Origin of the sequence: Pantoea sp. AG702, from assembly GCF_003182295.1 — a bacterium.
In the GTDB taxonomy this organism is placed as follows: Bacteria; Pseudomonadota; Gammaproteobacteria; order Enterobacterales; family Enterobacteriaceae; genus Pantoea; species Pantoea ananatis.
This window is the reverse complement of the sequence record NZ_QGTU01000003.1, coordinates 171,610-183,058: the sequence shown is the minus strand read 5'-3', so window position 1 is coordinate 183,058 and position 11,449 is coordinate 171,610. Positions and strand designations below refer to the sequence as shown.

12 protein-coding genes are annotated in these 11,449 nt (G+C 53.4%); 1 reads left to right on the top strand and 11 read right to left on the bottom strand.

What is annotated here, in order from left to right:
* Positions 1–4: 4 nt before the first annotated feature.
* The 6 genes from DFO57_RS10365 to DFO57_RS10340 all read right to left on the bottom strand — a co-directional run bounded on the left by DFO57_RS10365 (position 5) and on the right by DFO57_RS10340 (position 4,274).
* Positions 5–208 carry a tail protein X gene (locus DFO57_RS10365; RefSeq protein WP_014604961.1) on the bottom strand — a complete coding sequence of 68 codons (204 nt, stop codon included), beginning with the start codon at positions 206–208 and terminating at the stop codon, positions 5–7.
* Between the two features lie 692 nt (positions 209–900).
* Positions 901–1,068, bottom strand: a complete 168-nt coding sequence (locus tag DFO57_RS10360; protein WP_227008678.1) for a hypothetical protein — start codon at positions 1,066–1,068, stop codon at positions 901–903.
* Positions 1,069–1,333: 265 nt separating this feature from the next.
* Entirely contained in the window at positions 1,334–3,397 is a 2,064-nt protein-coding gene (locus DFO57_RS10355) for a replication endonuclease (RefSeq protein ID WP_110015326.1), read from the bottom strand.
* On the bottom strand, positions 3,394–3,621 hold the full coding sequence (locus DFO57_RS10350; RefSeq protein WP_013027288.1) for a TraR/DksA C4-type zinc finger protein: 228 nt from the start codon (positions 3,619–3,621) through the stop codon (positions 3,394–3,396). Before DFO57_RS10350 ends, DFO57_RS10355 begins: the two co-directional genes overlap by 4 nt.
* Positions 3,621–3,839 (bottom strand): DUF2732 family protein, encoded by a 219-nt coding sequence (locus DFO57_RS10345; protein WP_014604959.1) that lies wholly within the window; start codon positions 3,837–3,839, stop codon positions 3,621–3,623. Before DFO57_RS10345 ends, DFO57_RS10350 begins: the two co-directional genes overlap by 1 nt.
* Positions 3,840–3,905: 66 nt before the next feature.
* Positions 3,906–4,274 (bottom strand): hypothetical protein, encoded by a 369-nt coding sequence (locus DFO57_RS10340; protein WP_014604958.1) that lies wholly within the window; start codon positions 4,272–4,274, stop codon positions 3,906–3,908.
* A gap of 423 nt (positions 4,275–4,697) precedes the next feature.
* On the opposite strand from DFO57_RS10340, the gene DFO57_RS10335 reads away from it, so the two are divergent.
* A complete protein-coding gene (locus DFO57_RS10335; protein WP_015699474.1) occupies positions 4,698–5,282 on the top strand; it encodes a phage repressor protein in 585 nt (194 codons plus the stop codon).
* Between the two features lie 206 nt (positions 5,283–5,488).
* On the opposite strand, the gene DFO57_RS10330 is transcribed toward DFO57_RS10335, so the two are convergent.
* The 5 genes from DFO57_RS10330 to DFO57_RS10310 all read right to left on the bottom strand — a co-directional run bounded on the left by DFO57_RS10330 (position 5,489) and on the right by DFO57_RS10310 (position 11,442).
* Positions 5,489–6,346, bottom strand: coding sequence for a ketose-bisphosphate aldolase (locus DFO57_RS10330; RefSeq protein ID WP_014594662.1), 858 nt, complete (start codon positions 6,344–6,346; stop codon positions 5,489–5,491).
* A gap of 3 nt (positions 6,347–6,349) precedes the next feature.
* Positions 6,350–7,759, bottom strand: a complete 1,410-nt coding sequence (locus tag DFO57_RS10325; RefSeq protein WP_015699473.1) for a PTS fructose transporter subunit IIC — start codon at positions 7,757–7,759, stop codon at positions 6,350–6,352.
* A 20-nt stretch (positions 7,760–7,779) separates the two neighbouring features.
* Positions 7,780–8,253, bottom strand: coding sequence for a PTS sugar transporter subunit IIA (locus DFO57_RS10320; RefSeq protein WP_013027294.1), 474 nt, complete (start codon positions 8,251–8,253; stop codon positions 7,780–7,782).
* Positions 8,246–9,751: a transcription antiterminator gene (locus tag DFO57_RS10315; RefSeq protein WP_233255858.1), complete on the bottom strand. Its 1,506-nt coding sequence runs from the start codon at positions 9,749–9,751 to the stop codon at positions 8,246–8,248. Before DFO57_RS10315 ends, DFO57_RS10320 begins: the two co-directional genes overlap by 8 nt.
* Before the next feature lie 212 nt (positions 9,752–9,963).
* Positions 9,964–11,442 (bottom strand): SulP family inorganic anion transporter, encoded by a 1,479-nt coding sequence (locus DFO57_RS10310; RefSeq protein WP_110015325.1) that lies wholly within the window; start codon positions 11,440–11,442, stop codon positions 9,964–9,966.
* Between the last annotated feature and the right edge of the window lie 7 nt (positions 11,443–11,449).

Sequence of the window (11,449 nt, the reverse complement as noted above, 5' to 3'; positions counted from 1 at the left end):
GGCGCTAATCCCACAGATTGAGGGTTTCACCCGTGGCCGCCTGAGGCAGCTCCGGTAACACCACTCTGCATCCGTGCGGTAATGTTGGGCCTTGTTCTGCCAGGCCAGGATTGGCGGCATAAACCTGTTCAACCGCCTGCTGCGTGCGTCCGTAGTAACGCCAGCAGATCTCATCAACGGTTTCTTCCTGTTGTGCGTAAATCAGCATTGATTGGCCCCTTATGAGCGTAAAAGCCATGGTCGAGTAGGCGATAAGTTGAGAACATCCGCTGTCGTGGTGACAGGCAATAAAGGCCCCGTTGGCCAACAGAAACCTGTTCAGAGAATTGCACCGTCGGGCCACCAAACCGCCCTGAAGCCGAATCCGGATAACCCGGATACGCGATGTGCATTGGCCTTCGCGCAGAGCGATCCAGAGATTGCTGTGCCTGCCGCTTGTCAGAAGTAGTGTGTGCCTCAGCAGGCGCTTGCTCAACGCAAGGCCGTCCGCTCAAGGCTGGGCGGGCAGAGGGTTACACCCTGAATGCGGGCGTCGATGGAAGGGTCGCGAAAGCGCTGGGATGACGTGAGCGTATTTGCTTTCACAGCGACGACCGGGAGAGGTCGTAAGCCAGCAACAGGAAAGGGGCAGTAACCAAAAGATTGCCGCGAACGCTGACAGGAAAGCGGCCGGGATAACGTTATTCAGTAAAGGTGGGGGAAGACTACGCCTGGCGAACAGGGGTTGCTGCAAACGCCTGCAGGCAGCAGATGCCCGGCGTTTTCGGTCGGTCATGACGCAATGTCAGCGATAAAACGCACTGGCCCGGTTTTGCTGTTGCCCGCGCCTGAACCCTCTCATCCGTTAAGATGGCTCAGGCAACGGACAACCGTCCTGATGTCACAGTGAACGCGTCGCCATCATGATTTTTTTAATGGCGTCGCCGCAAAGACAACAGAAAAGTGGTTATCGGAAAGGGTGTAGTTCGCAGCGATTTCAGCGATCAAATTTAACGCGATTTCCCTGTCACGCTCCCGGCAGGCTCCTTCACTGGTAAGCCTGGCGATAAGTTCGACGCGTTCAAGCATGACTCGCTCATGTAATTCATTTCCCACAATTCCCTCCCCCAAAATAAATACTGTACATACATACAGTATCATAGCATTCATTAACTGTGGAAGCGTTTTAAGATAGTTCGTAAAAAATTATATCATGTTGATAGGCATCAACTTTTGTTGTACTGCCTGCCAGACAGGTGAAGGCACACTCACGCCAGAAGCGTAAGAAAAATCAATAGATTTTCTTCATTTATCCATCCAAAACAGCAGGTTTTCACTCCGCCTTTTCGTCACGTCAGGGCGAAAAAGAAATCCTCACCGTTGGCTGGGCCGCAGGAGAAGCATCGCCTCTGTCGTGGCCTGAAACAGGGCCAGGAATGCGTAAAGGCGAAGCCCGGCAGATAAACCTGGAAGCCCTTTCGCCTTGGTGACCTCTGCGCCACGGATCTGTGTGCAGATCGCCAGATACCTCACTTCCGGCATAAAAACGGCTTACGGGGTCCGTACAGTTATTAACAGAACTCCAAGACAACGAAGCGGACTGGCTTTTTTCGTCGCCCGCATCTTCAGCACGTTTGGGCACCAGCTTCCATAGCTTTAACCGCGTCAGGACTGGCGTATCAGCACCAACAGCAGTGGCGTAAACGCCCTTAATTGACTGGATTTCCTCACCAAACGCATTACAGCTTTCGGCGGGCTGGTACCAGGTGCGCACCGCAAGCGCGTCGCGTTTAACGAACGGGCCGCCCTGGGCATTGATGTAGTCGGCCCACTGACCGGCATCGGCCGCATCGTGCACCGCGGCGAATTCCACGCTCAGGCCATGCGCGGTTTCGGTGTCCGCCATGCGGCGAAGTTCGCGATAAACTGTTACGGGCGCACCTCCGATAAACTGAAACTGGCGGATGTGCCAGCGTGCTGCCCATGCCGACACCGCCATCGCTGTCTCTCTTAGCGGTTTACCGCTCTCGTTATCCCGCTCGCCCTCTAGCGCATAGCCGTCAATATTTTTAGAAACATATTTGGCAACATAGCCGGTCGCGCTGCCTTTCGCCGGATCGATCGCTTCGACGTGAAAACGGGCTTTGCGCGCCTTTGGGCTGTCTAGTTCCTCACTGTCCTGCTGGCAGGCGTAATGGCGCAGGATCTCGTCTACGCGATTAACGTCTTCAGGGCGCATAAACATCAGCAGATGCCAGTGGGGCGTGCCATCATGATGCGGCTCCGCAACCCGTAAACCAAAAATACTGATCTTTTCACGGTGCAGTTTGGCCCGCACTTTTTGCCAGAGTGAGCAGAGATAGCGCTGTGTTTCGGCCGGGCTGGCCCCCGTCCATTTAGCGTTACGGTGACCACTCTGCAAGGTCGCGTGATAGCGTGACGGCGCGGTTAACGTGTAGAAGCAGGCCCGAAAGCCCATATCCTGACAGATGGTTTCGAAGCCACGAATACGCGTCATCAGTTCAGCACGGCGAATAGCCGGATTGGCTACGCTGCCGTTGTATTTTTCAATCAGGCTGATGCGGTTGCCCTCTTCATCCTCCAGATCCATTCCCTGGAGGAAATCACGGGTACGGCGGCGTTGCTCACGCCATTCCGCTACGGCCATAAGGCTGGCATAAGGGGAATGCGTTTTATTGACGTTCGCCAGGGCGATATGCAGATGTTCACGCCAGAAGGCACTGATACGACGCAGTTGGCCTTTCCACCATTTTTCCGCCTGCATACGCAGAATGGCTGAGGTCACCGCTTCAGGGCAGAATACGCGGGCGCTGACGGTTTCCCATAAAGGCGGCGTCAGACCCAGCTCACGGGTGATCACCGCCGCGGTCATATACAGCCTGTGGGTATAACGGTAGTCCGTATCGGTTTGGGCGTGAGTGTGCAGTTGCACCAGCTCCGCGTGAATGAAATGCGCGATATCCCCTGCCAACACATCAGTGTCGGCACGGGACATATCCGGAAGGCGGTTAAAGCGTTTCATCAGTTCCCACAGCGTGCCGGCGGCTCTGGCTGCGCCCTGCGGGCAGGACATGCTGCGGGTCAGCTGTGCGACAACGCCCGTGCGCATATCATGCAGTTGATAACGTCGATTAACAGCGTCAACACGTGGCAATGTGCGCTCAACAAAGGTTTTTGCTAAGTAGGCATTGGCCCGGGCTGTTCCCTGCTGCTGCTCCAGACTGGCAAGACGACGCTTCACGTCCATCTGGACAATGCTGGGCTGGGCACGAAGAATTTTCTGTCCGTGCAACCACGCCGCAATCTGTCGATGACGCTGCTGCTGCTGGTCATGGGTCAGATACGGGCTGGCTATCGCCAGCCGCGGGGCGTTCCACGGGTAAGCGAACGACATCATCGCGTATTCCCGTAGTGAAGACGTGCTCTCAGCTCGCTCAACTCCTGACAGGAGAGGCAGCGGGTCACGCCCTGCAGCGCACGACGGCGCGCTTCAGGAATCGGTGCGTCGCACTCTTCACAGAACGAGGCGCCGATCGCCACAGGACGTTGCGTAACCTGCGCGATATTTTGCGCCAGGATTTCCTCGCTGCGCTGCTGCGCAATATCGATTGCATCTGCCATTAGCGCATCTCACCTGATTCGTTTTCATAACGCTCAGCTTCAGATCGCAACAGCTCTGCTGCTTCGATGCCGTTTAGCGTCTGCCGCGTAATGTGCGCTGCCATCGCACTCAGCCGCTTCGCCACGGCCAGCGCGCAGGCTTTACGCTCATTATCGAGCAGTTTATTGAGGGTAAAGGCCATGGCGTCGTTCATTGGATGTGTCTCGGTATTCATCATTTCTCTCCAGATTTTGGGCAAAGGCATGCCCGACGGGTTTACGTCATCACTTCAGGGGTGATTTATTTATTCAGGCAGAAAGCAGTCAGCCGTTGAGAACTGACGCGGCAACATGTTTCCCCAGCGGGCCAGCTTATTCATTGCTAAAATGATGTGCTCACGGCGTGCCTGGTCAAAAAACTGGAAAGGCCTGCCAATGTCTTCCAGCCTGAACATGCCCGGGCAGTCGCGGTTAGCCAGGGTTAATACGCAAAATTTAAAGTCATCATTTTGACGATTAAAATAGCGAAGCGATGGGTTTCGGTTGTGATCGCGCAGCAAGCGCCAGTGCTGTCGAAACGCATCAAACGTCATTTTTTCGCTGTGGCAGTCTTGCTCTGCGGTGAAACGTGGCCCGGCAGATGACTGACTGATGACCTGGACGGTGCGGTTCATAGGCTCCTCCGAAAACGTTGCAGCGGGTTTTGACGAATCAATACCCTCATCGTTGTTACAGTGACGTTTTACTGGCGGCGGATTCGCGCCTGTCTCATCCATGACGCTCGTTAAGCATTAAGCGAAACGGCAGGTGCGCAGACGGTTTCCCCCCAGATTGCCCCGGGCAGGGCGCGTTGCTGCGCCAGCCGCGGCCTGAGAGCGCTTTCGACCCTGAAAGCGCGCTTTTACGCGCCTCTCCACGTGCGCTGACTGCATTAGCCCTGCATCTCATTGCGACAATAAGGTTCTGGCTTGATGATTGTAAAAATGAGCCTCATCAGGCAAAATCTTGAGTTATCAGATAAAGCCGCACCCTGTTGCATCATTCAAAGGCTAACTTAAACTGGAGGATACTTAGACTAAATCTAAGTGTCAATAAAAATGAGCGTTTATACTAATTTCAAATTTCCGAACTCGAGCGCAGAAGCTCTGGATCGCGTTGTCGATGCCTACGGCTTTACCATGAAAATGCAGCTTGCAGATCACCTTGGAATTGCAGCAAGTAGCCTGTCTGCACGCTATAAACGTGATGTTTTTCCTTCAGATATCGTTTTACAGTGCGTGATGGAAACGGGCGCAGACCTGCAATGGTTGATCACAGGCAAAGGCTCAAAATTCTCTGAAAGCAAACCCGACACGCCCACGCTGGTTAGAAAAAAGCTAATCAGCGGCAAAATCGAGGAAGCGGGTTATGTGATGCTGGATAAAGCGTTATACGCGCCATTGAAACAGGAACCGCGCAGTGCTTTCTTACTGTTGGCGGAAACCACCCAGTACATCATCGATACCGATTTTGAAGATATGCATGACGGCGTCTGGTTGGTCGAAATTGAAGGAACCGCCAGCGTCAGGACACTAACGCGCATTCCGGTCAGGAAAGTGCACGTCAGCGGCATCGGCGTAGCGTTTGATTGCGGGATTGATGATATCAGGCTGATTGGCCGCGTGGTTCTGACGATTCAATAAACCGGCGTCGTGCGCACGGCAACGCCTTATCACGGCCTCAGCGTTACTCACAGAATGCGGTACAACGCGGGCCGCCTGCCTCAGGCCGCCCGCTCCGCTCTTAGCGGCAAGGGTTTCCCACTAAAGCGGCTTGCTGATCGCTGAGGTTGGCTCCCCGGTCGATACAGGTTTAACCGTGGCTCGCCCGTTACCGCCAGCGTTAACGCTTAATACAGTCCGGCCTTCCCCGCTGAAGAGAAAAGCCGCATTTTGTGCTCGACAACGGCTTTCGCCGCCGCCATCGGGCGCACGTAGAGTGCGCTGGGTTCATGTCCGTTTGACTGCAATTCTTCCTGCAGCGCGACATAAAACGCCTTCTTCATATCGCTGGAGATATTGATTTTCCCTACGCCATACTTAATCGACTCCGCGACCTCGCTGTCTTTGTTGCCCGAGCCGCCGTGCAGAACCAGCGGAATTGTCAGCCGCTGTCTGATGGCTTTGAGACGGTCAATATCCAGTACAGGCTGTTTACCCGCAGGATACAAACCATGCGACGTGCCGATGGCCACGGCAAGCGTATCCACTCCGGTTTCTCTGGCAAACCGCTCCGCCTGGTCGGGATCGGTATAGAGAATTTCACTGTGCCCCCCTTCCGCGCTCCCCTCTGCCACGCCAATCGTTCCCAGTTCGGCTTCTACCGAGACGTTAACCTTGTGGGCAATGGCGGTGATTTCACGCGTCAGCGCGATATTCTCTTCAAATGGCAAGCCTGAGGCATCGATCATGACCGAAGTATAGCCGGTGCGGATGGCGGTTAAAATATGCGCCAGCGTCTGGCCGTGATCCTGATGAATCACCACCGGCACGGAAGCGTTAACCGCCAGCTCCCTGAGATAGGCGATGAAACTGTCGCCGACGAAAGCGTGCTCATCGGGATGCACTTCCAGGATGACGGGAGATTGCAGGGATTCCGCCACCTCAATGACCAGCCGGGCAAACTCAGCGGAGGCGATGTTGAAGGCACCGACGCCGAACTGATTCTCCTGCGCCACCTTCAGTAACGCCTTCATATTTATCAACATAATTCACTCCTGCGGTAAATGTTGCGGATGATCTTTTTTAATCACTCTGAGGATCAGTGCGGTAAACAGCGCACCGGCGAGAATGGCAAACAGGTAGGCTGAGACATGGGTAATGACGTTCGGTATGAACATAACGAAGATCCCGCCATGCGGTGCGCGGGAAGCACAGCCGAGCATCATTGACAGTGCGCCAGCCAGCCCCGAGCCCGCCACAATGGCGGGAATGACGCGAAGCGGATCCGCCACGGCATACGGAATGGCCCCCTCGGTGATAAAAGAGAGGCCGAGCACGTAGGTGACCTTGCCGGTTTCGCGCTCCTGAACGCTGAATTTCTTTTTAAAAAGGGTGGTGGCAAGGGCAATGCCCAAGGGAGGAACCATTCCCGCAGCCATGCATGCTGCGATGGGTTCGTAGATTCCGGTCGACATCAATCCAATCGCGAACATACAGACGGTTTTGTTAAGTGGCCCGCCCATATCGAAAGCCACCATCATTCCGATAAGCAATCCGAAGATAGCAGCGTTGGCATTTCCCATATCCGTCAGGAAGGTAGTCAGGCTCTGTAACAGAAGCTTAATGGGCTGGCCGACGACCAGAATCATCAGCGCACCGGTCAGGAACACGCTTAACAGTGGCACAATCAGAATGGGTTTAAGTCCGGCAATGGCCTTGGGTAAGTTGATGTACTTCACCACGAGCAGCGTGATGTAGCCCGCCATAAAGCCCGCCAGTAAGGCGCCAAGAAAACCCGATCCGGTATGAATGGCTAACATGCCGCCCACCGCGCCCGACACAATCCCCATATTGCCACTAATCGACTTGCTGATGCCCAGTGAAAGAATCGGCAGCATTAACGCAAAAGCGGCACCGCCACCAATATCGGACAGCATCTTTGCAATGGGGTTATAGAGGGGATCGCCTGGCGTGGCGGCAGTGATCCCAAAAGAAAAACTGAGGGCAATTAATATCCCGCCAGCCACGACAAAGGGGATCATCAGGTTGACGCCGGTAATCAGATGCACATAGATGCTCGACAGCGCCGCTTTTTTGTCTTTGTCTCTGCCCTGCAAGGTTACGTCTTCTGATGAGGCGGAACAGATTTCGCCGGTTAAGGCTCCGGATAAAATGTCGTCCAGTAATCCAGCGGCATCTCTCGCGGCTCGGGTAACGGACACGGTAATCATGCTTTTGCCGATAAAGCGGGAGCAATCAATCTTTTTATCCGCGGCAATAAGCACGATATCAGCACGTTTAATATCCTCTTCAGTGAAAATATAGTCACTTTCAACGGCACCCTGTGTTTCAACAAGGATCGTTATGCCTTTTTTCTCTGCGCTCTTTTTTAAATTGGCTTCCGCCAGATAAGTGTGTGCTACGCCTGTGGGACAGGCGGTAATCGCAATAATATTCATTTTTCCTCCCGGTGAAAGGCTTACTCCTGGGTGTTATTAACTAATAAATTAAATAAGGCCTCTTTTGTCTGTGCGTTTAGTAATGCCTCAACGACTTCATCATCGCCAAGGGCAATTGAAATTTTTGCCAGTAGCTTTATATGTCCCGCGCCGCTGTCGGCTTCTTTAACCGCAAACAGAATCACGAGGCTGACCGGCGAATCGTCCATGGTTTCCCATTCCACGGGGGACGCCAGTTTGGCTACCGCGATCCGGGTTTCGTTCACCCACTGCGATTTTCCATGCGGGATCGCTATCTGATTTTCGAAGCCGGTAGAACCTAATGCTTCGCGCAGCATGACGTCATGAATAAAACCTTCTTTGTTGCTGATAATATTTAATTCACACAAGCTTTGCGTTAATTTCTCAATAACCTCATCTTTATTTTTTGCATTTAGATTCATAAAAACACAGGTCTGACTTAACAGATCGGCCACAACAATTTTATTATGCATCCGTTACTCCGTTAGCATTATCTTCTTTATTAAGGCACTCCATCACCCGCAAAACATCTCTGTTTGAAAACAGGGCAGAAACATAGGCCACAGGATGTTCAGTCTCCTCCAGTCTGATCGTGGAGATAATTAAATCGCACCTGACTTTCTTAATGGCTTCGTTCAGGCGGGCACCCGGCACAATATCCACGATCTCCCATTCGGGAAAGGCCCGGCTGATTCGGCTGGAAAGCAGCTGAGATGTACCAATGCCGCTGGAGCACACCAGCATGACGCGTTTAGTTGCATGACACTTTTCTAACGCGTTCTGAATGTAAATAGTCAGATAGGCAATCTCATCATCCGACGCTGTCGGAAGCCCCCACTGCTGATTAAGGTGCAACACGGCCTGTTTGACGACGTTAAATACCGCGGCAAATTCTTTACGTATCTCGTCCAGCAACGGGTTGTGAATAACAATGCGGTAGGCCAGCCGATTAAGCATGGGCTTCACATGTGACACCAACGCGTTAAGCAGCACGCTGTCGCTGCCAATATTCTGTCTTAATAACGAAGAAAGCCGGGTGATTAAGGTCGTGGCGTAGTTCACGGCGTCTTCGTCGTAGTGCGATGGAGAGGGAAAACCGGCGCTAAACGGATGCCGACCCGACGAGATGAGGTATTGATAAATATAGTGAACCTCAACGGGCGCGAAGGAGACCGCGTAATTTTCCTCCAGCCATCTGACCGCTTGCCGGGCGACTGACCATTCGTGATTGTTGTAACCTGCCATGTCCGACTCCGCTGGCGCGGGTGGCGTGCCGTTAAGCGCTCTTTTAATCGTCACCAGCAGATGGGAAAACAGGTTGGTATAATAGGGCTCGCTAATGGCGCAGTGCAGCGCCTCTTCAATGTAGGTGATCAGATTAATGCAGCAGGCCACATTGTCACTGCCAAACTCCGCCACCAGCTGAACGCGCGAAAAACGATCGATGCGGCTGTCGGCGACAGGGTAACCACTCATCACGCTGAATGTAATAATCTCTTTCAGCGCCAGACGAATATCCCGGTCGCTGCCGGTAATACAGGTTCCGCTATGGCTACGCGCAATGCGCAGTGAAAAAGGCGTTAACCAGACCTCTATTTTTCGTAAATCTGCCACGATGGAAGAGCGGCTGATAAAATATTTTTCCGCCAATGCGCTCAGCGTGAGCGGTGATGGAGAACAGGTAAGCAAGTCTGTTGTGATGGCGACCAGCCTTTTATTTTTCAACAAACCTTTTACCTCTTCCCCATGCAGTTCCACAGGTAAGGCGACGCCATTTTCCAGCAACAATCCCAACCCGGGTTTGCTAAGGATTCGGCTCTCCTTGTCGGCGAAATAGTGATTAACGGAATCCACATCGCGGCGCAGCGTACTGGCTGAAACCTTCAGCGTCCGGGCAATATCTGTTGCCGAGCGCCATTCGCCCTGAGAAGCTAAAAGATGAATTAATGCCTTTTGTCTTTGGGTCAGCACGTTGACTCCCGGCTTCGCTAGGTGATCCAGATGCTCGGTCATTACCGTTATATCTGCCTTGTTCCGGTAGAGAAATACCAAACCATGGCGTCGATATGACCATAATAGTGAACAGTGCACCTGCAATGCTGCTAACCCGGTTCCATTCGTGCAAACTCCAGTGTGTCGCGGCGTGACAGAAAGAGCGGGCCTGAACATCAGGCCCGATGCGGTTAATGTCCGCCAAAGACTTTTTCAACTTCTTCGGGTTTGTCATGTACGCCAAAACGATCGACAACGGTTTTTGTCGCCTCGTTCATGCCACGAATCTCGACATCCGCCCCTGTCCGACGGAATTTAACCACCACCCGATCAAGCGCGTTAACAGACGTGATGTCCCAGAAATGGGCATGGGTTACGTCAATCACCACCTTTTCCAGATCCTCCTGAACGTCAAAGCTGCGGACAAAGCGATCGGCGGAGGCGAAAAATACCTGCCCGGTAACGGCGTAATGGCGACAATCGCCTGATCGCGTGGAACTGACCGTCATGAAGCGTGCCACTTTGGTGGCAAAATTTAATGCAGCAATCAGCACGCCCACGATGACGCCAAAGGCAAGATTATGGGTAAAAACCACGACCAGGACGGTAGCTATCATGACGACGCTGCTTGAGAGAGGATGGGTGCGTAACGTCGCCACCGAACGCCAGGAGAAGGTACCTATCGAAACCATTATCATGACCGCGACCAGTGCCGCCATGGGAATCTGAGATACCCACTGGCGCAGAAACACCACCATCACCAGCAACGTGATACCCGCCGTGAGTGTGGAAAGCCGTCCACGACCGCCTGATTTTACATTGATCACCGACTGACCAATCATCGCGCAGCCTGCCATTCCGCCGATGAAGGAGGTACAGATGTTGGCAATGCCCTGCCCCTTACATTCGCGGTTTTTGTCGCTCGCGGTGTCCGTCATGTCATCAATAATGGTCGCCGTCATCATCGACTCCAGCAAGCCAACCACGGCCAGACCTGCGGAGTAAGGCAAAATGATCAACAAGGTGTCCATGTTCAAAGGCACGTCGGGAAGCAGAAAAATGGGCAGGCTGTCAGGCAGTTTGCCCATATCGCCCACGGTTCGCACATCCAGGTGCAGAAACAATGAAACTGCCGTCAGAATCACAATGCAGATCAGCGGTGACGGCAGTGTTTTGTCGAACAGTGGATAAAGATAAATAATCGCCAGGCCGGCGGCGGTGAGCGCATAAACATGCCAGGTGACATGAGTGAGTTCAGGCAACTGTGCCAGGAAAATCAGAATGGCCAGCGCATTAACGAATCCCGTGACCACCGAACGCGACACATAGCGCATCAGGTTGCCGAGTTTACAGTAACCCGCAATGACCTGAAGTACGCCGGTGAGCAACGATGCGGCAAGCAGATACTGCAGCCCGTGCGTTTTGACCAGCGTCACCATCAGCAACGCCATCGCGCCGGTGGATGAGGAAATCATCGCCGGACGCCCACCAAAAAAAGCCATGACAACCGGAATACAGAAGGCGGAGTAAAGACCCACTTGAGGATCGACACCCGCGATGGCAGAAAAAGCGATCGCTTCAGGAATCAGCGCGAGCGCGACAACAATACCAGCCAGCACGTCACCACGGACGTTACCCAGCCAGTCCTTACTCGTCGAGGACAGCAACATAGTATTT